Source organism: Eubacteriales bacterium mix99, assembly GCA_038396605.1.
In the GTDB taxonomy this organism is placed as follows: domain Bacteria; phylum Bacillota; class Clostridia; order Caldicoprobacterales; family DTU083; genus UBA4874.
Window position 1 is genome coordinate 1,996,924 of record CP121690.1, and the last position, 24,305, is coordinate 2,021,228.

Below are 24,305 nucleotides of genomic sequence, written 5' to 3' on the forward strand. Positions count from 1 at the left end.
CCCTCCTACGGCCGAGTCAACTGAGCCGAATAATCGAAAGAGAAGCTCCTGCAGACCCTCCCAGCAGAACTACCAAACCCAACAGGCCAAACAATTGAAGGGTTATAGTCGATCCTGCGTTCAAATCCACCAGAATTTCATTGGAAAAACTTGACAGGTTCAGTAACGGCGTAATAGTGGAAGCCGTATTGGGAGTTCCATCTATCAGAAGTCTTGTACTTAAGGCCACTGAAGCGGTCGTGTTAACATGATAGGAAATTCGATAGCGCCCTGCGGTCTGGACGGTAAATACCGTATTCGAGGCATTTACCATAATGTCCGGAGAAAGGATCTGACTGTTCGGAAGCGGTATGGGGGTACCGGCGATAATAACAGACAGATTTGTGCCGCTGGTATTTGCAGCAAAAGCGGCAGTAGCCGTTATATTCGGTCCGGTTGCGCCAGTAGCTCCGGTTGCGCCGGTGGGCCCGGCTTCGCCGGTTGCTCCAGTTGCGCCGGTGGGCCCGGCTTCGCCGGTTGCTCCAGTTGCGCCGGTGGGCCCGGCTTCGCCGGTTGCTCCAGTTGCGCCGGTGGGTCCAGCTTCGCCAGTTGCTCCAGTGCGCCGGTGGGCCCGGCTTCGCCAGTAGCTCCGGTAGATCCGGCTTCGCCAGTAGGCCCGGCTTCACCAGTAGGTCCAGCTTCGCCAGTAGCTCCAGTTGCGCCGGTAGGTCCGGCTTCGCCAGTAGCTCCGGTTGCGCCGGTGGGTCCAGCTTCGCCGGTTGCTCCGGTTGCGCCGGTGGGTCCAGCTTCGCCAGTTGCTCCGGTTGCGCCGGTGGGTCCGGCTTCGCCAGTAGCTCCGGTTGCGCCGGTGGGTCCGGCTTCACCAGTAGCTCCAGTTGCGCCGGTAGGTCCAGCTTCGCCGGTAGGCCCGGCTTCGCCAGTTGCTCCAGTTGCGCCGGTAGCCCCAGTCGGGCCGGTGGGCCCTTGTAAAACGGATGAACTCAAAGCGTTTTGCATTTTTGTATTGAGAAACATCTGATTTTGAACAGTACTGTTCAGTACATCCCGAATGCTCTCATTCACTGCAAGCACATCATCGACTGTGGCCGGCGGGCCAGTAACCCCCGGAATCGTACCAATTACATATTGCAGCTTCTCGCCCTCTGCATTGATAACATGGCTTAATCCCAGTTCCTCCATGGCAATGGAAGTAAGGATTAGGCTTATGGCATCCTCTCTTGACATAGGGCTCTCCGTTGGGAAAGTAGGCTGTGACATAGTATCAAAAACCTCCTTTTTATTAACGCGCAATACAAATATTGATTTCGCTCATCATAAGCAAAGACAGCAAAATATTATATACTGCAGTATATCTTATAATATGTGAATGCGCATATAATTGTTCTTTTTTTCAGCCATTGATTATTAAGTCGGAACCGATTTATAAAAAGGAAATAACAGCATTCCCGGATTATTTACGGCAGTATTTCATAATCATATTGGGAAAGTGAGAAAGACAGCAAATCCATAATGTATTTTGATATTTGCGACCGAGTGGGATTGAAATGGCAGACCCTTTGCCCTTTCATTACGCTTTTGTCCTTCCGTAATGCTGCCTCCCTTTTCCGAGATATGTCCAAAACCAATGCTGGAAAGGCTCGGATCCCTCAAATTGGAATATATATATAATGAGGATCAAAAATGTCAGAGGGAAAAAAGAAGGAGCATATACAATGATTACTGTCAGTTTATGTATGATTGTCAAAAATGAAGAGGACGTATTGGCACGCTGTCTGGAATCCGTATCGGATCTGATGGATGAGATGATCATTCTGGACACCGGTTCCACCGATGATACCAAGGCAGTTGCAGGCCGGTTTACGGAAAATGTCCATGATTTTCAATGGATCGATGATTTTGCGGCCGCCCGGAATGCGGCCTTTGAGAAGGCCACCATGGAGTATATTTTCTGGTTGGATGCCGACGATGTTCTGGAAGAAAAGGATCGCATGAAATTTGCCGTCTTAAAGAAAAGTCTGGACCCGTCCGTGGATTCGGTAACTATGGAATATCATCTTGCCTTTGATGAGTATGGGGAATGTGTCCTTTCGCCTGCGTCGCAACCGCCTGGTAAAAAGGGCAAATCGATTTCGGTGGATCGGCGCAGTTCATGAATATCTTGAAGTTTTGGGAAATATTTATCACAGTGACATTGCGGTTACCCATAAAAGTCTTCATCATGACAGCGACCGAAATCTGAAAATATATGAAAAACGGCTGGCGGGCGGAGAGATATTCTCACCCAGGGATGTCTATTATTATGCCAATGAGCTGTATGACCATAAGCAATATCAGAAGGCCGCTTCCTTTTACAAAAAATTTCTGCTTGATGGAAAGGGATGGGTGGAAGATAATGTTTCTGCCTGTGGAAAACTGGCGGACTGCTATCATTTTCTGGACGATGCAGAGCAGGAAATGGATGCAATCCTGCGTTCTTTCCGCTACGACAGTGCACGGTCTGAATTCTGCTGCCGTCTTGGATACCGCTTTATGGAGGACAACAATCTTTCCGCGGCAGTTTTTTGGTATAATCTTGCCACTATGCTGAAGCAGCCGGAAGATTCCTCCGGTTTTTATAATCCGGTTTATTCCACATGGCTTCCGCACCTTCAGCTGTGTGTCTGTTATAGTCGTGCCGGCAAGTACCGGCTGGCCCATCTCCATAATGAAATTGTGCTGAAGTATCGGCCCGGAGATGAACGGGCATTAGAGAACCGGAATTACCTGAAGGCTTTTCTCGAAGAAGAAATTCCGGAGGAGCAGGGTGGAACAGATTTGCCGAATGAGCCGGTTGGATGAAAGAAAAATTGCGGGTGGGTTTCGCTTGAAGAACAGCTATATGCTATTCCTTTGCCTGAAGAAGGAAAATGCCAATAAATGTGGTATATATATATTGGAAGTCGGAGGTTGGAGCTTGAAGTTGGAAACCGGAAGACGGAAACCGGAAGTCACTGGACATTTCCAGGGGACGGGAATGAGGGCAGAAAGCCGGAATGCCCGAGGTCCGAGGGCATGGACAGTGGATAATAGGGAGGGACAGGCATGATTCGGGAAGAGTTGGAGAAGTTGGAAGAGGAGATCCTTTCCCCTCTGGCAGCGAAAAGCAGCAAAAGCAAAGGACGTCTGCACCCCTGTGAGAGCTGTGAAATCCGCACGGAATTTCAGAGGGACCGGGACAGGATCCTGCATTGCAAATCCTTTCGTCGTCTCAAGCATAAGACGCAGGTTTTTATTTCTCCGGAAGGGGATCATTACCGCACCAGGCTGACCCATACCCTTGAGGTCTCTCAGATTGCCCGCACCATTGCCCGTTCGTTACGTTTGAATGAGGATCTGACGGAGGCCATTTCCCTGGGTCACGACCTGGGGCATACTCCTTTTGGTCATACGGGGGAACGTCTGCTGAACAGTGTGTCTTCCAACGGGTTCCATCATAATATCCATAGCCTGCGGGTTGTGGATATCCTGGAAAACGGGAAAGGGCTGAACCTTACTCAGGAGGTTCGGGACGGCATCGTGAATCATACGGGCCCGGGAGTCCCGGCTACCCTGGAAGGACAGATCGTTGCCCTGAGTGACCGGATTGCCTACATCAATCATGACATAGATGATGCAATCCGGGCAAAAATCATTTCCAGGGAGGAGCTTCCAAAAGACAGCATTGCGATTTTGGGGGACTCCCATCCAGCGCGGATCGACACCATGGTAAAGGACGTCATTTATCACAGCATGGAGCAGAAACGGATCGGTATGAGTGAATCGGTCGGACAAGCTACGGAAGCACTGAGGGATTTTATGTTCCGCCGGGTCTATATCACCTCTGATGCCAAGGCGGAGGAAAAGAAGGCGATGTACGTGCTCAGGGAGCTGTTTCGCTATTTCATGGATCACCCCCGTCAGATGCCCGGGGAATATATCAGGCAGATATCAGTGTATGGGGAGGATCAGGCAGTCTGTGACTATATCGCAGGAATGACGGATAACTATGCCATCCGGACATTCCGTGAGCTGTTTGTGCCATCTTCCTGGAAACAGTTATAGAAATGATATTCCTATGATATTTGCAGGAATATTGGATATCACGTCGAATTATAATAGTTTGGATGGGGTTCCTGACGCCTGAACAGGCTTTTTTGAGTGCCTTTCATACAAAATGGGGGGAAAATTAAAAACAAAGAAGGAAAATTTGCGGTTTTGGCGAACATATATACTAGAGAAACAGGTGATTGTTATGCCGTGGTTTCCTGACGAGTGGATTGATGAAGTAGTATCAAGAAACGATATCGTTGATGTAATCAGCGAATATGTGATATTGAAGCCCAGTGGAAGGGGATATTTCGGGCTTTGTCCGTTCCATAATGAAAAAACCGCCTCCTTTCATGTATCTCCGGAAAGGCAGATATATCATTGTTTTGGATGTGGGGAAGGGGGTAATGTTGTATCCTTTGTCATGGCCATGGAACACTTGGAATTTGTCGAAGCCATGGAGCATTTGGCAGAGCGTGCAGGAATTCCCCTGCCGGACAATACGGATACGAAGGACTATCGGAAGGAAAGGGAAGAGCGGCAACAGCTTTATGAAATAAACAGGGAATGTGCCAGGTATTACCGAAGTAAGCTCTTCGAGGAGGAGGGAAAGGAAGCCCTGGCTTATTTGAATTCCCGTGGACTGGATATGCGGACCATCAAAAGCTTCGGACTGGGTTATGCTCCGGACCGCTGGGAGAGTGCCCGCGAATATCTGAAGTCCAGGGGATATGAGGAGAAACAGTTGCTGGATGTCGGCATTACCGTCAGGAATAAGGAAAAGGGAAGGATCTATGACCGGTTCCGGAACCGTGTGATGTTTCCGATCATCAATCAGAAGGGATTGGTGTTGGGCTTTGGAGGACGGGTTCTGGATGCTTCCCTTCCCAAATACCTGAATTCTTCCGACAGTCCTACCTTCAACAAGAGCAGGAATCTCTTCGGGCTGAATCTTGCCGGGAAAGCCAGGCCTTTGAAGTTTCTGATCATTGTGGAGGGATATATGGATGTGATCACCCTGCATCAGTTTGGATTTCCGCAGGCGGTGGCTTCCCTGGGGACTTCCCTGACGGAGGAACAGGCCAGGCTGATGAGGCGATATGCCTCGGAAGTTTATACCGCCTATGATGGGGATACGGCCGGACAAAAGGCAACCCTGCGGGCACTGGACATTCTGAGGGATGCAGGCTGCCGGGCCAGGGTTATGCAGTTTCCGGACGGATTGGATCCGGACGAGATCCTGAAGAAGTACGGGCCGGAGTACTTCAGAAAGTTAATGGATCAAAATCAGTCTGCGGTGAATTATAAGCTGGGACGGCTGCGGGAAAAGTACGATCCGGAGACAACAGACGGCAAAGTGGATTTCGCAACAGCTGCAGCCGGAGTATTGGCTCAACTGGACAATCCGATTGAACGGGATACCCATGTGCGGGAATTGGAGTCCCGGCTGGGTATTTCCTCCCGGGCAATCTATGACCAGATCAACCGGACACAGGCGGTTGCGGGAAAACAAAATCGTCGTTATAGGAATAGTGTTGGTAATAATAGGAATACTATAGGAAAAAAGCAGCCAAAAATCCTGAAGTCCAGATATAGCAAGGCGGAGGAACACTTAATACAGCTGATGGCGCAGGGTGAGGTGATGGCGCGAAAGGTTCTGGATGGACTGGGGGATATTACTTTGCAGGATCCCCTGCATCAGCAGGTGGCGGATATTGTGCGGAACCTTCTGGAAAAAGGCAGGGATGTCAGTGAGGCGCAGATTCTGAGCCGCATAACAGACCGGGAGGACGTTAGAAAATTAGTAGATATATTTCGTCAGGAAATGGAGTATGATAACATAGATACCATGTTATCGGATTGGTTGGGTCAGATTGCGAGGAATACATTGAGTAAACGACATCGGGCGCTTCAGAATGAAATATCCGCCCTGGAACGGGAAGGAATCCCGGACAGGGAAAAATACAGGCTTTTGCTGCAGGAATTGCAGCAACTCAATCGCAGGTTGAGCACAGATAAACTGGAAAGGAGGAAATTGCGTGAAGAACGGAGAGTCTAAAAAAAGCCGCATCAAGCAACTCATCGAGAAGGGTAAGTCGAAAGGCTCCTTGACATATAAGGAAATAATGGACATGCTGGAAGAAATCGAGCTGGAACCGGAGCAGATTGAAAAGGTTTATGAATCATTGGAATCCCTTGGCATCGACGTTGTGGATGAGGAAACGAATGAAGAGGCAGCTCCCGAAAAGGATCTGAGCTTAACCGTACCAGAGGGGGTTAATATAGATGATCCGGTGCGCATGTATCTGAAGGAAATAGGCAAAGTTCCCCTGCTGACTGCAGATGAGGAAGTGGAACTGGCGAAGAGAATGGGCCAGGGGGATGAGATGGCCAAGCGGAAGCTGGTGGAAGCCAATCTCCGACTGGTTGTCAGCATAGCGAAAAGATACGTGGGACGGGGCATGTTGTTTCTGGATTTGATTCAGGAAGGCAATCTTGGATTGATCAAGGCAGTGGAAAAGTTTGATTACCGCAAGGGATTCAAATTCAGCACCTATGCCACCTGGTGGATTCGTCAGGCCATTACGCGTTCCATCGCCGATCAGGCGAGGACCATCCGCATTCCCGTTCATATGGTGGAGACCATCAACAAGCTGATTCGTGTCTCCAGACAACTTCTTCAGGAATACGGCAGAGAGCCGTTGCCGGAAGAGATTGCGCAGGAAATGGATATTTCAGTGGAAAAAGTGCGGGAGATCATGAAAATCGCCCAGGAACCGGTATCCCTGGAAACCCCCATCGGGGAAGAGGAGGACAGCCATCTGGGAGATTTCATACCGGATGATGAAGCTCCTGCGCCGGCGGAGGCCGCTGCTTTTACTCTGCTGAAGGAGCAGCTCATGGGAGTATTGGATACCCTGACCAGCCGGGAAGAAAAGGTGTTGAGACTTCGGTTTGGTCTGGATGACGGCAGAGCCCGTACCCTGGAGGAAGTGGGTAAGGAATTCAATGTCACGAGGGAGAGAATCCGGCAGATTGAAGCAAAAGCGCTGCGGAAACTTCGGCATCCCAGCAGAAGTAAAAAATTAAAGGATTATCTGGATTGAACATGGTGAGTCCGTGGCAGTTTCTGTCCCGGATTTTCCATTGACGTTTGTGGGTCCGGTTGGTATAATACTATTGTGTCTGGGCCTTTAGCTCAGTTGGTTAGAGCAACCGGCTCATAACCGGTCGGTCCGGGGTTCAAGTCCCTGAAGGCCCACCATAATGCCAGATAGCTTGACCATAGCTTAATTTTGATTCGAAAGGCACCGTTGAAAGCGGTGTTTTTTGGTTTGAGAAGGGCTTTAATACATTCCATAGGAGGAGAGGGCCATGGCTTTGGATGGAAGACTGAAGGCAATTGCGGATGCCGTCCCCAAATCACACAAGGTGGCAGATATCGGTACGGATCATGGCTATGTACCGCTTGCCCTGCTTCAGGATCATCGGATCGAATACGCCGTTGCAGCAGATATCAGTACAGGTTCCCTGAATAAGGCCGAAAGACTGATTCGGCTGCACCACATGGAGTATTGTATGGAGACCCGTTTGGGAGATGGATTATCTGTTCTGGCTCCATGGGAAGCCGATACCATTATAATTACCGGAATGGGCGGGCTGCTGATAAGCGATATACTGGAGAAAGGGGAAGCCGTTGCACGGACTGCTTCCGTTTTGGTCCTCCAGCCCATGACGGCTCAGGAGGAGCTGCGCCGCTGGTTGATTTCCAATGAATATGGGATTGCGGATGAAGAGCTGGTTCAGGAAGGCAGGAGGATTTATGAGATTCTCATTGCTGCGCCGGGGCGGGCAGGTACCAGGCCCGAGGCGGATATTTATTACGATATCGGATGGAAATTAGTAGAAAAGAATCATCCTCTTCTGGGAGAGCTGATCCGGGATCGGATACAGACGATGGAGGAAATCATACAGCACTTGAAAAATGGAAAGACCGAAGCGGCAAGGATTCGACAGAAGGAATTGGAGGGCAAAGTCAGACAGTATAAGGAGGTTGCTCATTGCCACGTCAAATAAAGGACATCATACGGATCATGGAAAAGCTGGCACCGCCGGAACGGGCAGAATCCTGGGATAATGTGGGGTTGCTGGTCGGCAGCAGTACGGCTCCGGTCCGCAGAATCATGGTTACCCTGGATGTGACTGCGGAGGGAATCCGGGATGCGGAAAGGAAACAGACCGATTTGATCATCAGTCACCATCCGGTTTTGTTTCGGCCGGTCAGCGCCATCAATGACAGCACTGCGGAAGGCTCCCTGCTTCTGCAGCTTTTGTATTCAGGGATTGCAGTGTATTCGGCTCACACCAATTTTGACAAGGCAGCGGGTGGGACAGACGACACCCTGGCAGAGCTGCTGGGGCTTCAGGATGTTTGTCCTCTTACAGGAAGCGGGAATGGCTTTGACCCGGATCGGCCGGGGTTCGGCCGGATCGGGAAATTGTCGGAAAGGCAATCCCTGGAGCATTATCTGGGGAAGGTCCGGAGTGCATTGGGAGCGGGGAAGGCTGATTATATCGGGAATCCGGAAAAAGAGATTCATACCGTGGCATCCTGTGCAGGAGCAGGCGGAGACTTTATCCAACAGGCTCGGCAGGCCGGTGCGGACCTGTTTATTACCGGGGAAGTGAAATATCACGAAGCATTGCCGACTCTGGACGGAGATATGGCACTGGCCACTTTCGGACATTATGCAACGGAACGACCAGCCATGAATCGGTTAATTCAACATTTACAAAATTCAATCAATGCATTACAATATAACATGGAAGTAATTCCATCCAGCGATTATGGGATTTATTTTCGAAGATTAAGGGAGTAAGCAGGGCTTATTCCTTTTTCATAATAGATAGAAGGAGGAAGCAGACATGGAACAATTGGATATGCTATGGAAATATCAGGATTTGGATCTCCTTATGGATCAATATGTCGCGGACCAGCGGAATTCCGATTCGCGCAAAAAATTATTGAAACTCAAGCGGTATCTGGTGAAACAGGATAATTATCTGGTTCGGCTGGATCGGGAAGCGCAGAGGAAAAGCAGCCTTTGCGATAAAATCCGGCAGGAATGCGATACCATCCGCAGCAGCATGGAAACAGAGAGGGAAAAGTTGTCAACCGATGAAGCCCCCACCATGGTGGATTTGGATGCAATGGAAAAATCAGGTATTGAAATGAAAGGGCAGATTTTAAAGAAGGAGGCATCCCTGAAGCAGTTACTGCAGGAGATGAAAGTATTCCAGAAGAAGCTGGACGATATCCGGGAAAAGGTTGCCAGGGCTAAAAAAGATTACATCAATGTGAAAAAGGATTATGATGCGGAAGTTGCGAAGATGCGGCAGGAACGGGCCGGGGTAAAGAAAAAGAGGGACAGTCTGGGAGCAGGAATTGATCCGCCTCTTCTTACGAAATACCGAAATATCAAGGCCAGCAAGACTCCCGTCCTCTCCGTCATGGAGAATAATCAATGTGGCGGCTGTTTTATTAATCTGGCATCTTTAGTGGTACAGAAGGTGCGGAACGGGGAAAAGATCGTGGAATGTGAGAATTGTGGCAGAATTCTGTATTATAAGGGCTGAAAAAGAGGAAGAATTTAACTTTGACGAAGGCCGGAAAAGATGGTAAAATAAATTTTGCAGTCTGAAAGGATTGCAAAGGCAGAACAGGTAAGGAAGCCAAATGATCGCGGCTGCCGTGAGGCAGACGAGGAAAGTCCGAGCTCCGCAGGGCAGGGTGCTGGGTAATACCCAGTGGAGGTGACTCCAAGGACAGTGCAACAGAGAGATACCGCGCATGAAAAGGAAACTTTTGATGCGTAAGGGTGGAAAGGTGAGGTAAGGGCCCACCGGCATCCAGGCGACTGGAATGGCCATGTAAACCCCATCCGGAGCAAGGCCGAATAGAGGACAGAAGATGCGGTTGCCCGCCGCGTCCCGGGAAAGGCCGCTTGAGCCTGTTGGCAACGACAGGCCTAGACAGATGATCATATCAGACAGAACTCGGCTTACCGACTTCGCTTACTTGTTTTCTTATATAAGAAAGAATGCCAATAAAAAAAGCATCCCATATTTCGTGGGGTACTTTTTTTATTGGCATTCTTTTTGAAAATGATCCAGCCGTCCTGCAAAATCCTGCGCATCTTTCCCTTTTGCAACAACCGTCAGCGGCTGGTACAGTGCCAGGGAGGCAATGCCCATAATGCTTTTGCCGTCCACGATGCTGTGTCTGGCCTTGACTTTGATATCACATTGGTACTTGTCTGCCAGGGTAATAAAATCCTTAATGCCATTCAGCGTATCCAGGCGAACTTTTCGCTCTACTCTCATGATTTATCTTCCCTCCTTCCAATATTTTCTGAGAAATCCATATTTCTCTTTATGGTATTATGACACATCTATAGTCCATTTTCAAGGAATCGAATAACAAATTATTTGCCTCCTGTTTCGTGTATTTTTAACAAGCAAAAATTTACAATTCATCAACCGTTGCTGTAAAATCGTGATATAATATTGAAAAATACCTTATGCAGGGTTTTGTTTGTACAAATGGGAAAGGAAGATGGAAGTTTTGAGTAAGAGAACGAATTATATCACATGGGACGAATATTTTATGGGGATTGCCCTGCTGTCTGCCAAAAGAAGCAAGGACCCTTCCACTCCGGTGGGAGCCTGCATTGTCGACAGCAAAACGAATCGGATATTGAGTGTGGGGTACAACGGACTTCCCACCGGCTGTTCGGATGATGATTATCCATGGGACCGTACCGGAGAACCGCTGAACACAAAATATCCTTATGTTGTTCACGCAGAGATGAATGCCATTTTAAATAACCGAATCGCTTCTCTGGAGGGGGCCAGGCTCTACACGACACTGTTTCCCTGCAACGAATGTACCAAGGCAATGATTCAGGCCGGGATAAAGGAGGTCATCTATCTGAGCAACAAATATCCCGATTCGGATCAGGTAAAGGCGTCCCAAAAAATGCTGCAACAAACCGGTGTGAAACTGCGGTGTTTTACCTCCGGCTTGAAGCAGATAACGATTTCTTACCTTCCGGAATCCCCGGCTGCCGGTCCATCCCGGGCCTGACAGGCCGGCCGGATGGCCGCGGCCCGTGGACGTTATTTTTTCCAGAAATGAGGCATCGCAAGGATCATCAGCGAATGAATCTCCAGACGCCCCAGCAGCATGCATACGGACAGCAGTCCCTTGGAGAACAGGGAAAGCTTGCTGAAGTTTTTCATGGGCCCAACGGATGCGAAGCCGGGGCCGACATTGTTCAAAGTGGCGGCTACGGCAGACGTTCCGCTCATCATATCCATCCCCTGTGCAAGCAAAGCCAGCACTGCCACGAAGTAAATGACCAGATACAGGACAATGAAGGAAGTTACCCCGTGAAGGGTTTCCTCCGGAACAGTCTGGCCGCCCAATTGTATGGGCATTACAGCTTTCGGATGAACCAGACGGTGGAAACCCCTTTTAATGATTTTGAAGGAAAGCACGAAACGGATGACCTTGATGCCGCCTGCCGTGGAGCCGGCACAGGAACCGATAAACATCAGCAGCATAAGGATCATTCTGCTGAAGTCCGGCCATAGATCAAAATTTGTTGAGGAATAACCGGTGGTACTCATAATGGTCATCACCTGAAAAGATGCATGACGGATGGATTCACTGACATCGTGGAATACAGATGCATTGATGTTGATCGCAATCATTACAATGGAACCTATGACAATCCCTGTATACGCCTGAAACTCCTTGTCTTTCAACAGGTTGCGGAAATTTCCGTGCAACGCATTGCAATAAAGGGAAAAATTCACCCCGGACAGGAAGGTAAAGATCGTGATGATCCATTCATAGGACGGATTATGATAATGCCCGATGCTTTTGTTGTATATGGAGAATCCTCCTGTGCCCACTGTCCCGAAGGTATGGACCAGAGAGTCATACATAGGCATGCCTGCTATCCGCAGGGAGATGATCTGTGCCACCGTAACGATGCCATAAGCCAGGTAGAGCATTTTGGCGGTTTCCCGCATTGTGGGCTTTACCTTTCCCGCTATGGGGCCGGTGGTTTCAGCTTTATAGACCTGCAGGGTTCCAACCCTGTTGCCTATGGAGGGAAGCAGTGCCATTGTGAATGCCAGAATTCCCATACCGCCCAGCCAATGGGTAAAGGAACGCCAGAACAAAATGCCCTTTGGTACCGCTTCCACGTTGCTCAATATTGTGGAACCGGTGGTGGTGAAGCCGGAAACCGTTTCGAGGTAAGCGTCCACGTAGGTGGGGACGGATCCGGAAAAGCAAAAAGGCAACGCTCCGAATGCGCAGGCAAGCACCCAACCAAGGCCGGTTATCATGAATCCTTCTTTGTAACGAATGATTCCCTTCTTTGGCCGCAATGCAGAAAGCCCAAGCAGAAGAAGCCCTGCTGCCGCTGTCAGGATCATGGACAGGATCAATGCCTTTGCATCTCCCTGTCCGTAATAGAAAGCTACGCCCATGGAGGGAAGCATGCAGACGGACTCAGTCAGAAGCAGAAGTCCCAGTGCCTTTGAGGTGATGCCAAAATTCATTTTTTCGCTTCCTTTCCGCTTCGCTGAAGATTTCTGTTACCCGATTGTCTTCCGAGGACCGACACAGGACGATAACCCGGTCATCAGCGTATATTTTATCTTCACCGTGAGGAATGATGACTTTATCATTCCGGATAATGGTTGTAATGAGAACATCTGACGGCAGGTCCAGATCCCGTATGGAAATATCCGTTGCCGCGCATCCGGATGATATTTTCCATTCCATGACTTCTCCTTCGCCACCCAGCAGCAGGAACAGGGAAGCGATTTTCCCGCCTCTTATGAACCGCAGGATCTCACTTGCCGTAATCATGCTTGGAGTAATCGCCGCATCCACACCAATGGTTTCCACCAGGGGAATGTAATTTGCCCTGCTGACTTTGGAGATCACTTTTTTTACCCCCATCTGTTTGGCCAGAAGGGATAAAAGAACGTTTTCCTCATCGATGCCTGTCAGGGCGACCAGGGCATCCATCTGTCCGATATTTTCCGCTTTCAGAAGACTCAGATCGGTGCCGTCTCCATTGATAACCAGTGCATTGGGGAGATTCTCTGACAATATCCTGCATCTTGCCGGATCCTTTTCGATGATTTTTACGGAGATCCCCAGCGGAAGCAGTTTCTCGGTCAGATAATAGGAAATTCTCCCACCTCCAAGAATCATAACATGACTGATGCGCTTTGGCGTGATGCCGATGCTTTTACAGAATTTCAAGATTCCTTTCTTCTGCCCGATGATATAGATGGTGTCTCCCGTTTGAATCACATTTTCTCCCCTGGGGATAATCAGTTCTCCCTTTCGGATGATTGCGGCAACCAGTATGTCATTGGGGATGTCCAGATCCTTTATCTGCACCGGATTCAGTTTCAACGGATCGTCAATGGGCACGGATACCATCTGCACCTTGCCCTTCGCGAAGTCCTCCACCGCGCCTGCCGGAGAATAGGTCAGCATGCGGCTGATTTCAAGGGCGGTGGATCGTTCGGGATTGATGATATAGTCGATGCTGAGCTGTTCTTTTGTAACCGCCCAGTCCTTTGTATATTCCGGATTCCGTATCCTGGCCACGGTTGTACCGGCCCCCAGGTTTTTGGCGGAAAGACAGGCCAGCATGTTTGCTTCATCACTTTCCGTAACGGCTATGACCATGTCATTCCGGCTGATCTCCAGCTGCTTCAGGGTACTGCTGACCAGACCGTTGGACTGCATGGTCAGCACATCCAGGTTTTCATTGACTTTATTGATTACGTCTTCGTTCTTTTCCACGACCACAACGTCGAACATTTCCCGTGACAATGCCTCGGCAATCTGATATCCGACTTTGCCGGCACCAATCACAATAATCCTCATACTATTTCCCCCTTGTTCTTATCCCGGTCATTTTGCAGCAAAACAACAGAAGAAAAGCTGTTTTGCCTTGCAATTTCATAAATCAGAACATCTTCTCATTATACTCTTATTTACATTTTGATAAATGTAATATTTTTGCTTATAGGAGCCAATAATAGATATAGTATGGCATTTTACGTGTTTATTACTAATATTCTTCGTTTTGCTCTGTATATCTCATAATATATATTGTATACATGAGTAATGGACCTGAATTTTTGATCCACCCTTTCTATATTACATGGATTTATTGCTGTAAGAAGGGTTATATAGATAACAGAGCCCTTGACATGGGGAAAATGTGGTGTATAATGAAAGTAGCCCCACCGCATAGGGGGTGGGGTAGAGAAAACCAAACGGAGGGATAGATATGGAATGCGGGGATAAAAAACAGGTCCTCAATCTGTTGAAAACATCAAGGGGACAAATGGACGGAATTATCCGGATGCTGGAGGAGGATCGTTACTGCGTGGATATATCCAAACAGATTCTTTCCGTACAGGCTCTCCTGAAAAAGGCAAATTTACAAATAATCGATCAACACATTCGTCATTGCGTGAAGGAAGCTTTCCTGGAAGGCAACGGGGATGAGAAAGTAACGGAAGTGATTGATCTGATCGATAAATACGCAAAGTAATGTGTTACCGGTATTTGAAAGGGAAAGGTGGGAAGCAGATATGAAAGAGACATTACAGATTACCGGAATGACCTGTGCATCGTGTGTCAGGGCTGTACAAAAGGCAATTACAAAGCTGGATGGCGTGCAGGAAGCTTCTGTCAACCTGGCAACGGAAAGGGCCACCGTGGTATACGATCCGGATGAGGTCCGGATCCCACAGATACAGGATGCCGTATCCCGGGCAGGATACAAGGCAATGGAGATTGAAACGAAAGGTCAGGCGGATAGGGAACGGGAGCGCAGGGAAAAGGAGGCAAAGACCCTCTGGCGGAAATTTATCGTTTCCCTTGTTTTTACCGTACCGCTGCTTTATGTTGCAATGGGTCATATGATGGGATTGCCCGTACCGGGTGCGATCCATCCGGATGTGCATCCCCTTCGCTTTGCTCTGGTGCAGCTGGCACTGGCCCTTCCGGTGATGATTGCAGGATATCGGTTCTATACCGTAGGATTTGGAAACTTATTCCGAAGAGAGCCCAATATGGATTCGCTGATTGCAGTGGGAACGAGTGCGTCCCTGCTGTACGGAATCTATGCCATGATTCAGATCGGGAACGGCAGGGTGGAGTATGTACACGATTTGTACTTTGAGTCTGCCGGCGTCATCATCACCCTCATTCTTTTGGGCAGGTACCTGGAAGCCGTGACGAAAGGCAAGACATCGGAAGCGATTCGGAAACTGATGGGACTGGCTCCGAAGACGGCGACCGTGATCCGGGACGGCGGGGAAACGGTGATTCCCATTGAGGAAGTGAAGGTCGGGGATATTCTGGTGGTAAAACCGGGAGAAAAGATCCCGACGGATGGAATTGTGGTGGAAGGCAGAACTTCTGTGGACGAATCCATGCTGACCGGCGAGAGCATCCCGGTGGAAAAAAATAAGGGCTGCAGCATTATCGGTGCCAGCATCAATCAAAACGGCACGGTTCGGTTCCAGGCCACAAAGGTGGGCGAGGATACGGCTTTGGCGCAGATCATCAAACTGGTGGAGGAAGCCCAGGGCTCCCGGGCACCTATTGCCAGGACAGCGGATATCATCGCAGGCTATTTTGTTCCGATTGTCATGGCAATCGCCGTCATTGCCGGTTTGGCATGGCTGTTGTCCGGCAAGCCGATTTCCTTTGCCCTCACCATCTTTGTTTCCGTGCTGGTCATCGCATGTCCCTGTGCGCTGGGGCTGGCTACACCTACAGCCATTATGGTAGGTACAGGAAAGGGCGCGGAGTACGGGATCCTGATAAAGGGCGGCGAAGCGCTGGAGACGGCACATAGGATCCGGACCATTGTGCTTGATAAAACCGGGACTATCACGGAAGGCAAGCCGCAGGTAACGGATATTCTTCCGGCCGGTCCGATGGAGAAAAAGGAGCTTCTGCTCCTGTCCGCTTCTGCGGAGAAAAATTCCGAGCATCCGCTGGGCGAGGCAATTGTCGGGCTGGGCAGGGAGCGAAACCTGGAATTGCTGGAGCCGGAGAGCTTTGAAGCGATCCCCGGGCAGGGCATTGAAGTGGTTCTCCGGGGGCAGAAGGTTTTTCTCGGCAACCAGAAGCTGATGGATGATCGGAACATTGCTTTTCCGATGCAGAAGGATTATGACCGACTGGCAGGAGAAGGCAAAACCCCTATGTATATTGCGGTGGACGGCAACCCGGCAGGCATCATCGCAGTGGCGGACGTGATGAAGGAAAGCAGCAGAAAGGCAGTGGAGACACTGGAACAAATGGGGATTGAAGTGGCAATGATCACCGGAGACAACCGGAGAACCGCGGAGGCCATTGCCGATCAGGTGGGAATCCACCGGGTATTGGCAGGAGTGCTCCCGCAGGATAAGGCAGTGGAAGTGAAGAAGCTGCAGCAGGAAGGGAAAAAGGTAGCTATGGTGGGAGACGGGATCAACGATGCGCCTGCACTGGCCCAGGCGGATATCGGCATTGCGATTGGTTCCGGTACGGATGTAGCCATGGAATCCGCTGATATCGTCCTGATGAGAAGCGATCTCAAGGATGTTCCCACAGCGATTCAACTGAGCAAGCGTACGATCCGGAATATCCGGCAGAATCTGTTCTGGGCATTTGCCTATAATTCCGCCGGGATACCGATTGCAGCCGGACTGCTGTATCTGTTCGGCGGGCCCCTTTTAAACCCGATGATCGCAGCAGGCGCCATGGCGTTCAGCTCGGTATCTGTTCTGACCAATGCATTGCGGCTGAAACGATTCCGGCCTTTGCGCGGATAAAGGGAAGGACTTTGGGAAAAGAAGAAAGGGTGATAAAAATGGCAGAAAAGAAAACGGTATTTGTGGAAGGAATGACTTGCAGCCATTGCGAGCAACATGTGGAAGAAGCTCTGAAGGGATTGGATGGGGTAAAGTCTGCGAAAGCAAACCGGAAGAAGAAAACCGCAGTAATCAAACTGACGGGCGAGGTTTCGGATGATAGCATCCGGAATGCAGTCAGGGAAGCAGGATACGAAGTCACAGATATCCAATAAATTTCAGGAAAAAGGAATTGCCCGGGAAAAGTCTTTGCAGACCATGGGCAATTCTTTTTTTTACACATAATATAAAACGGGAACCACAGGTTCCCGGACAGGAGGAAATAAATTGGATAAAAAAGGACAGATAAGAAGGATGTTTCCCGGAGGAAATACAACGACTGGCTTTGTTTCCTGTTTTCAGTACATGATTGGGCCGGATGCGAACCGGATTTTTATTCTGAAAGGCGGACCCGGCACCGGAAAATCCACATTTATGATGGCGATCAGTCAGGAGCTCGTGGACAGGGGTTATGACGTGGAATATCATCATTGTCCCACCGACCCGGATTCTTTGGATGGTCTGGTGATCCCTGCCCTGAAAGTGGCGCTGATGGACGGCACGGCGCCTCATATCAATGATCCGGAAAACCCCGGCGCAGTGGATGAGATCATTTCTCTCGGTGAATATTGGGAGGAAAAGGAGATCATTCGACACAGGGACGAAATCGTTTCCACGAATCAGAAGGTCGGCCGGCTCTTTCAAATCGCATTCAGCTTGCTTCGTCAGTCCCGGGCTGCTTATGAGGAATGGGAAAGTTATGTGCAGGAAACGGTAAATCGGGCGGAGACTTATCGGATTCTCGGATCACTTCGGAAAAACGTGCTGGAGGCTGGGACGGTCTCTAAGCCGAGTGCCCCAAAGAGCAGACATTTGTTTGGATCGGCCATTACTCCAAAAGGAGTGGTGAATTACCGGGAAACCCTGTTGAGGGAAAGCAGCAGGATTTTCTTTGTCAAAGGACAGCCGGGGACCGGTGTCCGGCAGATGATCGCGGGCATTGCGCGGTCTGCGGAAGAGCTGGGCCTTTTTACGGAGCAATATCATTGTCCCTATGAACCGGAGGAGGACAAACTGGATATGCTGCTGATTCCGGACATTCAAACGGCTGTGGTGAACAACAGTCCGCCCTGTCCCTTTGGCCTGGGCAATCCGGAGGGAATCCGTCCGGTTGCGGAAATTGATTTGGATGACTGCATCCAAAAGGATGCCCGGGAGGAATACAGACCGGAACAGGCAGATGCCGAAGCCCGATCCCGTGATCTTTTGCACAAAGCCGTGGATCATCTGGCACGGGCCAAATCCGCCCACGACGAAATCGAAGGATTCTATATTCAATCCATGGATTACGACCGGGTTCGGCAGAAAAGGGACGAAGTATTGCACAAAATCCTGCAATATCAATAAAAGCCAATAAAATTTCTTGTAAAAGAGGTGCTTTTGTGGTAAAATATTAGTTTGTCGAGATTTTATAGTTTGAGAAATGAGGAAATGAAATGTTCACAAGAGATGACATACGAAATATAGCAATCATAGCACACGTTGATCACGGGAAAACCACACTGGTGGATCAGATGCTGCGCCAAAGCGGTGTATTCCGTGCAAACCAGCAGGTGCGGGACCGGGTCATGGATTCCAATGACCTGGAGCGGGAGAGGGGAATCACCATCCTGTCCAAGAACACTGCGGTCCGGCACAACAACATTAAAATAAATATTATCGACACTCCGGGCCATGCGGATTTCGGCGGTGAGGTGGAGCGTGTTCTGAAGATGGTAAACGGGGTTCTGTTGCTGGTGGACGCCTTTGAAGGGCCCATGCCGCAGACGAAATTTGTCCTGAAAAAAGCTTTGGAGCTGAAGCATCCGGTGATCGTGGTCATCAATAAGATTGACAGGCCGGAGGCAAGACCTCACGAAGTGATTGATGAAATACTGGATTTGTTTATTGAATTGAATGCTACGGAAGATCAGCTGGACTGCCCCTTTGTGTTTGCCTCTGCCAAAGACGGAACGGCATCTCTGGATGCGGATAAGGAAGGCAGGGATATGCAGCCTTTGTTTGATCTGATTCAGAAGTATATTCCGGCACCCAAAGGGGATCTGGACGGACCTCTTCAGATGCTGGTTTCCACCATTGATTATAACGATTATGTCGGCAGGATTGCAATCGGCAAGGTGGAACGGGGCAGGATTGAGGTCGGTCAGGAGGCATTGCTGTGCAATGTGGACGGGGATCAGCGCAGGGTGAAAATTACCAGCCTGTATCAATTTGAAGGATTGAAGCGGATTGCCGTGGAGAATGCCGAGCTGGGAGATATTGTGGCGGTTTCCGGAGTGGAAGGGATCAATATCGGAGAAACTATCTGTGCAGTGGACCATTCGGATCCCATGCCTTTTGTCAAAATTTCCGAGCCGACCATTTCCATGACTTTCTCAGTGAATACCAGTCCTTTTGCCGGGCGGGACGGGCAGTATGTCACCTCCCGCAATCTGAGGGACCGCCTGTTCCGGGAGACATATACCGATGTCAGCCTGCGGGTGGAGGAAACGGATTCGCCGGACGCATTCCGTGTTTCCGGAAGGGGCGAGCTTCACCTTTCCATTCTGATTGAAACCATGCGCCGACAGGGATATGAATTTCAGGTGTCCAAGCCTACCGTGATTTATAAGGAGATTAACGGAAAGCTTCATGAGCCCATGGAGAGGCTTACCATTGACATCCCGGAGGAATTTACCGGAATTGTCATTGAAAAATTAGGTTCCCGCAAAGGGGAAATGATCAATATGGTGAACAGCAACAATGGAAGCGTGCGGCTGGAGTTTACCATTCCCGCCCGGGGCCTGTTTGGGTATCGCCCCGAATTCCTGACCGATACGCGCGGAGAAGGAATCCTGAATTCGATCTTTGCCGGTTATGAGCCCTGCAAGGGGGATATCGAAACTCGGAACCAGGGTTCCCTGGTGGCATTTGAAACGGGAGTGTCCGTGGCTTATGGCATTTTCAACGTACAGGACCGGGGTACCATGTTTATCGGACCGGGTGTGGAAGTCTATGAAGGCATGGTCGTCGGGGAAAACAACCGGCAGGGTGATATTGAGGTCAACGTCTGCAAGAGAAAGCATGTCTCCAATATGCGGGCTTCCGGCTCGGATGAATCCCTGCGGCTGGTTGCACCGAAGCATCTTAGCCTGGAGCAGGCCCTGGAGTTTATTGACGAAGACGAGCTGGTGGAGATTACGCCTAAAAATATCCGGATTCGCAAGGCGATGCTGAATACCGCCCAAAGGAAAAAATCCCTGAACCGGATGCGGTAAGACAGTAAAAAGAGTAAAGTCGGAGCGGAGAGAAAATATGGTATTCCCTCCGCTTTTTCGTAATAATAAATATTTTATTGGATACGCTATGGTTAGCAAACCACATCATGGATAAGGCATACAGCATACAATTTTATTATTTGGGGCTTTTTTCTATGGCAACTGGATGGGAGCTATGTTATAATGAAATCAGTAGAAGTCCCTAATATAATCTATAATGGGAGGCGGTTCACATGATAAAGTTTATCATTGGTCCCAAGGGTACCGGGAAGACCAAAACTCTGGTTGAGATGGCGAACAAATCGCTGAAGGAATGCAAGGGCGAGATTGTGTTCATCAACGGAGAGAACCGGCACATGATTGAGCTCAACCACAGGATCCGGTTCATCAACGCCAGAGAATTTGGCATTCGGGAGCTGAATGTTTTCTATGGTTTCCTTGCGGGAATTATTGCACGCAACTATGATACGGATCAGATTTACATCGATGGGCTTCTGGACATCATTGGCAAGGACAAAAAGGAGATTGAGCGATTCATTTTCGATGTAAAGAAGTTGTCCGACAGATTCGATATACGCTTTACCATAACAATGAACGGAAATCCTGATAGCGTACCGGCTTTTCTGAAGGAATACATCGCATAGGAAAAGCAGATGCTTCAGCCGAGGGAGATTTCCTTGGCTTTCTTTTTGCAGTCGTTTCCCATTTCTGTGGTGCCTTTTTCAGCAGACATTCTGCACAATATCTTTCCCTTTCTTATCATTTATGATCTGGCTATATTACTCTGCGGAATCATTGCTTTCTTTCCAAAGATCCTGGCTTTTGTTTTTCTTTTCGACTTATTATTTGATTTAAGCGAATTTTTTGCACTATTATGGACAAATAAATCTACATTTTTATGTTGACAAAGTACAAAATACTTGATACAGTGTTTATGAATTAAACCATAATTATTGTTCCTTTCCTGTATATGCATGCGGCATTGTTTGATACGAAAATTGCAGGCGCTGGCGGAAGCCTTTGCGCATACAATTTTGTTCAAAAAAATATAATATCAGGGAGGTAAGGTTTATGAAAGCAAAAAAGCTCTTGTCTGCTTTGTTGGTTGCTGTGATGATTCTATCGTCTGCGGCTTGTTCCCATTCCGACAAAAATGTTGGATCGGATGCAACGCCGGATTCTGCAGGCCCACCAAAGAACAACACAGAGAATTCAGGGGATAAGACTTCCCCCGCTTCGAACAGCGATGAAGACCTCAGTGATGCTGTTCGCGGCAACACTTCCCCTGATCAGAAGACAATCGATGCGGTAAACGACTCGTTAAACGACAGTTATTTGGGGGACCTTTATGAGACGGAAATTCCTTCTGATTATTCTGCTTATCCTGACAACAATAAAAAGCCCATTGAAGTCTGGATGCCGATTGATGCATTTTTGTCCACGCTGATACCGTCTTTGGACGACTTTGAGGTTTATGGGCATGCTCAGAAACTCACAGGCATTAAGGTAAAATTTACTTCCCCGGTAGTAGGACAGGAAGATGATCAGTTTAACATCATGATCACCTCCGGTGATCTTCCCGACATAATTGTGGAAGCCGACAAATATAAAGGGGGACTGACAGCAGGCTGGCAGGACGGTGCTTATCTGGATCTGACGGATATCCTGGAAGAAAAAGCGCCCAACTATGCGCAATTCCGTTCTTCGGATGAAAACCGCAGAAGAACAACGGTTACGGACGATGGCAAGCTTTTGGGTTTCCATGGTCTTTCACCTTATCCCGAGTGGATGTGGTTTGGCGCTCTGGTCAAGCAGGAGGCTCTGGATAAAACCGGTTTTCAGGCAAAAGACATTGTTACCATACAGGATTGGGAAGATTTTTTGGTTGCTGCAAAGGCAAAAGGTTATAAGGAGCCTTTGAATTATGGTTCCACTTACGGTCAGATTTTCACTGATATCATTAACGGAGCCTATGGTGTCTGGGACTGGACTTTTGTGGACGATAGCGGCAAAATCGGTTGGGGTCCCGAGCAGCCAAAGGCGAAAGAATATCTGAAACTTATGGCAAAGTGGCAGTCCATGGGGCTGATCAATGCGGACTGGACCACAGCAGACTTCAATCAGCGCATGGCGGAGGCGGTCTCCGATGATTGCGCCATGATGATGGATTCTCCTGATACCATGTGGGGATTCTGGAAATCCGGTGACCTGGATGAAGACTTCGTTGGCATACTCAATCCCGTTTTAAAAGAGGGCGACACCCCGCAGACCAGATATAAAAACTGGGCGAATACAGGGCGCCCCACAGCAATTACAACGCAGTGTGAAGACGTGGATACTGCCATGGCCTGGCTGGACTTCGGTTATACGAAAAAGGGCTGGGAAATGCTGAACTGGGGGGAATACGGAAGTGTGCATCTGGTAAATGAAGAGGGGCGCCCATATTATCATAAGGAAAGTCTCATGTATAATGACCCGGACAAGCAGCCTTTGGCGAATTTGATCTGGAAATACCGTGTACATGGCGGGCCCAATATCCGTGATGAACATTTCTCCAATCCATTGATTATACAGGAGGGCAGCTATTCAGGTGATATCCGTGCTTATTGGACGGAAAATATGGAAACAAAACACGCTGTGCCTCCGATTTCCTTTACAACAAAGGAAGCTTCCCGTGAAGCAAAGATTGCTACACAGCTGGACACCATGCGCAAGGAATACTTTGCCAAAATAATAATGGGCCAGCTTTCTGTGGATGCTTTTGACGAATTCAAAAAAAAGGCGGAAAGTGCTGGCCTGGAAGAGTTCCTTAGTCTTCATCAGACTGCATACGACCGCTATATGGCCCGGTAAATTTTTGAGTTGCAGAAGAAGCCGTTGAATAGGTGCATTGTTTTATTTAACGGCCTTTCTGTTTGCAACAGGGAAGGGAGGATAAGCATGTCTGTTCCGATGAGTACCTGGAAGGGTACAGCTCCTGTCAGGCAAGGCAAAATTGCGAGGGACTTTCATAAAAACTGGTTTCCGTATCTTGCCTTTGTACCGGTCCTGATTTGGTTTATTGTCTTCTGTTATGGCCCGATGTGGGGTGTTTTGATTGCATTTAAGGATTTCAAACCGCTTTTGGGGTTTGCAAAAAGCGAATGGGTTGGGCTTCAGCATTTTCGGGATTTTATATCCGGCCCGGATTTTGGCCGGCAGTTTCGCAATACGGTCCTGCTAAGCCTGTGGTGCCTTGCAATTGGGTTTCCAATTCCGATTTTATTGGCGATCATGATTAACGAACTGCGGGGAAGATTTTTTAAAAAATCTGTTCAAACGATTACCTATATGCCGCATTTTATCTCCATTGTGGTCATTTGTGGTATCATTCACATTTTCACACAGCCTTACGGGCTGTTGACAAATCTGATTTCCTTTTTTACCGGAGCCACTGCAAATCGTTCCCTGCTCGGGGAAGCCGGCTTGTTCCGGCCTGTCTATACTCTCTCCGGTGTATGGCAGAATATGGGTTGGGACAGTATTATCTACCTTGCTGCCATGTCAAATATCTCTCCGGAACTTTACGAATCCGCTGATCTGGACGGTGCCGGAAGGGTAGGAAAGATATGGCATATAACGCTGCCGGGTATCCGTCCCACTATTCTGATTCTTCTTATTTTTGCTGTTGGCGGCATGATGAATTCCAACTGGGAAAAAATTATTCTGTTGTACAATCCATTGACGTATGAAACAGCAGATGTTTTTTCCACCTATGTTTATCGCAGGGGAATCCGGGAGGGGAGCTTCAGCTTTTCAACCGCTGTCGGGCTCTTTAACTCGGTTATTAATTTTATTTTATTGTTGTTTACAAACGCGATTTCCCGACGATTTTCCGAAACAAGCCTTTGGTAAGGAGGTACG

19 protein-coding genes, 1 tRNA gene, 1 other RNA gene and 1 pseudogene are annotated in these 24,305 nt (G+C 48.9%); 18 read left to right on the forward strand and 4 right to left on the reverse strand.

Annotated elements, in window-relative coordinates; all coding sequences use genetic code 11:
* Nucleotides 1-16: 16 nt before the first annotated feature.
* On the reverse strand, nucleotides 17-352 hold the full coding sequence (locus QBE55_08795) for a hypothetical protein (protein WZL79905.1): 336 nt from the start codon (nucleotides 350-352) through the stop codon (nucleotides 17-19).
* A gap of 1,360 nt (nucleotides 353-1,712) precedes the next feature.
* Here QBE55_08795 and QBE55_08800 point away from each other — a divergent pair.
* The 9 genes and pseudogenes from QBE55_08800 (at nucleotide 1,713) to rnpB (ending at nucleotide 10,147) form a co-directional block, all read left to right on the forward strand.
* Nucleotides 1,713-2,838 (forward strand): annotated as a pseudogene (locus QBE55_08800) (glycosyltransferase family 2 protein).
* Nucleotides 2,839-3,081: 243 nt separating this feature from the next.
* Entirely contained in the window at nucleotides 3,082-4,080 is a 999-nt protein-coding gene (locus QBE55_08805) for a deoxyguanosinetriphosphate triphosphohydrolase (protein WZL77659.1), read from the forward strand.
* 190 nt (nucleotides 4,081-4,270) lie between these two features.
* Nucleotides 4,271-6,124, forward strand: a complete 1,854-nt coding sequence (gene dnaG, locus QBE55_08810) for a DNA primase (GenBank protein WZL77660.1) — start codon at nucleotides 4,271-4,273, stop codon at nucleotides 6,122-6,124.
* Nucleotides 6,105-7,172: an RNA polymerase sigma factor RpoD gene (rpoD, locus tag QBE55_08815; GenBank protein WZL77661.1), complete on the forward strand. Its 1,068-nt coding sequence runs from the start codon at nucleotides 6,105-6,107 to the stop codon at nucleotides 7,170-7,172. The genes dnaG and rpoD overlap by 20 nt, the downstream gene beginning before the upstream one ends.
* 81 nt (nucleotides 7,173-7,253) lie before the next feature.
* Nucleotides 7,254-7,330: transfer RNA gene (locus QBE55_08820), tRNA-Ile, on the forward strand.
* A 110-nt stretch (nucleotides 7,331-7,440) separates the two neighbouring features.
* A complete protein-coding gene (locus QBE55_08825; GenBank protein WZL77662.1) occupies nucleotides 7,441-8,142 on the forward strand; it encodes a class I SAM-dependent methyltransferase in 702 nt (233 codons plus the stop codon).
* The gene (locus QBE55_08830) at nucleotides 8,127-8,945 is read left to right on the forward strand and encodes a Nif3-like dinuclear metal center hexameric protein (protein ID WZL77663.1); all 819 of its coding nucleotides are present in this window, start codon (nucleotides 8,127-8,129) and stop codon (nucleotides 8,943-8,945) included. Before QBE55_08825 ends, QBE55_08830 begins: the two co-directional genes overlap by 16 nt.
* A 46-nt stretch (nucleotides 8,946-8,991) precedes the next feature.
* Nucleotides 8,992-9,702 carry a C4-type zinc ribbon domain-containing protein gene (locus QBE55_08835; GenBank protein ID WZL77664.1) on the forward strand — a complete coding sequence of 237 codons (711 nt, stop codon included), beginning with the start codon at nucleotides 8,992-8,994 and terminating at the stop codon, nucleotides 9,700-9,702.
* Nucleotides 9,703-9,790: 88 nt separating this feature from the next.
* Nucleotides 9,791-10,147, forward strand: an RNA gene (gene rnpB, locus QBE55_08840) — RNase P RNA component class A.
* A 62-nt stretch (nucleotides 10,148-10,209) separates the two neighbouring features.
* On the opposite strand, the gene QBE55_08845 is transcribed toward rnpB, so the two are convergent.
* Nucleotides 10,210-10,449 carry an HPr family phosphocarrier protein gene (locus QBE55_08845; protein WZL77665.1) on the reverse strand — a complete coding sequence of 80 codons (240 nt, stop codon included), beginning with the start codon at nucleotides 10,447-10,449 and terminating at the stop codon, nucleotides 10,210-10,212.
* A 283-nt stretch (nucleotides 10,450-10,732) separates the two neighbouring features.
* Here QBE55_08845 and QBE55_08850 point away from each other — a divergent pair, with 283 nt between their 5' ends.
* Nucleotides 10,733-11,212 carry a dCMP deaminase family protein gene (locus tag QBE55_08850; protein WZL79906.1) on the forward strand — a complete coding sequence of 160 codons (480 nt, stop codon included), beginning with the start codon at nucleotides 10,733-10,735 and terminating at the stop codon, nucleotides 11,210-11,212.
* A 32-nt stretch (nucleotides 11,213-11,244) separates the two neighbouring features.
* Here QBE55_08850 and QBE55_08855 read toward each other — a convergent pair whose 3' ends face one another.
* Both QBE55_08855 and trkA read right to left on the reverse strand, forming a co-directional pair.
* Complete coding sequence (locus QBE55_08855; protein WZL77666.1) at nucleotides 11,245-12,702, reverse strand: potassium transporter TrkG; 1,458 nt, start codon at nucleotides 12,700-12,702, stop codon at nucleotides 11,245-11,247.
* Complete coding sequence (gene trkA / locus QBE55_08860; GenBank protein WZL77667.1) at nucleotides 12,653-14,053, reverse strand: Trk system potassium transporter TrkA; 1,401 nt, start codon at nucleotides 14,051-14,053, stop codon at nucleotides 12,653-12,655. The genes QBE55_08855 and trkA overlap by 50 nt, the downstream gene beginning before the upstream one ends.
* 409 nt (nucleotides 14,054-14,462) lie before the next feature.
* On the opposite strand from trkA, the gene QBE55_08865 reads away from it, so the two are divergent.
* The 8 genes from QBE55_08865 (at nucleotide 14,463) to QBE55_08900 (ending at nucleotide 24,296) form a co-directional block, all read left to right on the forward strand.
* Nucleotides 14,463-14,729, forward strand: coding sequence for a metal-sensing transcriptional repressor (locus QBE55_08865; protein WZL77668.1), 267 nt, complete (start codon nucleotides 14,463-14,465; stop codon nucleotides 14,727-14,729).
* Between the two features lie 40 nt (nucleotides 14,730-14,769).
* Nucleotides 14,770-17,007, forward strand: a complete 2,238-nt coding sequence (locus tag QBE55_08870; protein WZL77669.1) for a heavy metal translocating P-type ATPase — start codon at nucleotides 14,770-14,772, stop codon at nucleotides 17,005-17,007.
* 38 nt (nucleotides 17,008-17,045) lie between these two features.
* The gene (locus QBE55_08875; GenBank protein ID WZL77670.1) at nucleotides 17,046-17,261 is read left to right on the forward strand and encodes a cation transporter; all 216 of its coding nucleotides are present in this window, start codon (nucleotides 17,046-17,048) and stop codon (nucleotides 17,259-17,261) included.
* 112 nt (nucleotides 17,262-17,373) lie between these two features.
* Nucleotides 17,374-18,492, forward strand: a complete 1,119-nt coding sequence (locus tag QBE55_08880) for a PRK06851 family protein (GenBank protein ID WZL77671.1) — start codon at nucleotides 17,374-17,376, stop codon at nucleotides 18,490-18,492.
* An 89-nt stretch (nucleotides 18,493-18,581) separates the two neighbouring features.
* A complete protein-coding gene (gene typA / locus QBE55_08885; GenBank protein WZL77672.1) occupies nucleotides 18,582-20,402 on the forward strand; it encodes a translational GTPase TypA in 1,821 nt (606 codons plus the stop codon).
* A gap of 233 nt (nucleotides 20,403-20,635) precedes the next feature.
* Complete coding sequence (locus tag QBE55_08890) at nucleotides 20,636-21,046, forward strand: hypothetical protein (protein ID WZL77673.1); 411 nt, start codon at nucleotides 20,636-20,638, stop codon at nucleotides 21,044-21,046.
* 427 nt (nucleotides 21,047-21,473) lie between these two features.
* Nucleotides 21,474-23,255 (forward strand): ABC transporter substrate-binding protein, encoded by a 1,782-nt coding sequence (locus QBE55_08895; protein ID WZL77674.1) that lies wholly within the window; start codon nucleotides 21,474-21,476, stop codon nucleotides 23,253-23,255.
* An 87-nt stretch (nucleotides 23,256-23,342) separates the two neighbouring features.
* Nucleotides 23,343-24,296 (forward strand): ABC transporter permease subunit, encoded by a 954-nt coding sequence (locus QBE55_08900; protein WZL77675.1) that lies wholly within the window; start codon nucleotides 23,343-23,345, stop codon nucleotides 24,294-24,296.
* Nucleotides 24,297-24,305 lie beyond the last annotated feature (9 nt).

Excerpts from the sequence above, each read along its gene's own strand:
- QBE55_08900 (WZL77675.1), top strand. The coding sequence starts at position 23,343 with ATGTCTGTTCCGATGAGTACCTGGAAGGGTACAGCTCCTGTCAGGCAA.
- dnaG (WZL77660.1), top strand. The coding sequence starts at position 4,271 with ATGCCGTGGTTTCCTGACGAGTGGATTGATGAAGTAGTATCAAGAAAC.
- QBE55_08895 (WZL77674.1), top strand. The coding sequence starts at position 21,474 with ATGAAAGCAAAAAAGCTCTTGTCTGCTTTGTTGGTTGCTGTGATGATT.
- typA (WZL77672.1), top strand. The coding sequence starts at position 18,582 with ATGTTCACAAGAGATGACATACGAAATATAGCAATCATAGCACACGTT.
- QBE55_08865 (WZL77668.1), top strand. The coding sequence starts at position 14,463 with ATGGAATGCGGGGATAAAAAACAGGTCCTCAATCTGTTGAAAACATCA.
- QBE55_08805 (WZL77659.1), top strand. The coding sequence starts at position 3,082 with ATGATTCGGGAAGAGTTGGAGAAGTTGGAAGAGGAGATCCTTTCCCCT.
- QBE55_08850 (WZL79906.1), top strand. The coding sequence starts at position 10,733 with ATGGGGATTGCCCTGCTGTCTGCCAAAAGAAGCAAGGACCCTTCCACT.
- QBE55_08825 (WZL77662.1), top strand. The coding sequence starts at position 7,441 with ATGGCTTTGGATGGAAGACTGAAGGCAATTGCGGATGCCGTCCCCAAA.
- QBE55_08875 (WZL77670.1), top strand. The coding sequence starts at position 17,046 with ATGGCAGAAAAGAAAACGGTATTTGTGGAAGGAATGACTTGCAGCCAT.
- QBE55_08835 (WZL77664.1), top strand. The coding sequence starts at position 8,992 with ATGGAACAATTGGATATGCTATGGAAATATCAGGATTTGGATCTCCTT.
- QBE55_08890 (WZL77673.1), top strand. The coding sequence starts at position 20,636 with ATGATAAAGTTTATCATTGGTCCCAAGGGTACCGGGAAGACCAAAACT.
- QBE55_08855 (WZL77666.1), bottom strand. The coding sequence starts at position 12,702 with ATGAATTTTGGCATCACCTCAAAGGCACTGGGACTTCTGCTTCTGACT.
- trkA (WZL77667.1), bottom strand. The coding sequence starts at position 14,053 with ATGAGGATTATTGTGATTGGTGCCGGCAAAGTCGGATATCAGATTGCC.
- QBE55_08870 (WZL77669.1), top strand. The coding sequence starts at position 14,770 with ATGAAAGAGACATTACAGATTACCGGAATGACCTGTGCATCGTGTGTC.
- QBE55_08845 (WZL77665.1), bottom strand. The coding sequence starts at position 10,449 with ATGAGAGTAGAGCGAAAAGTTCGCCTGGATACGCTGAATGGCATTAAG.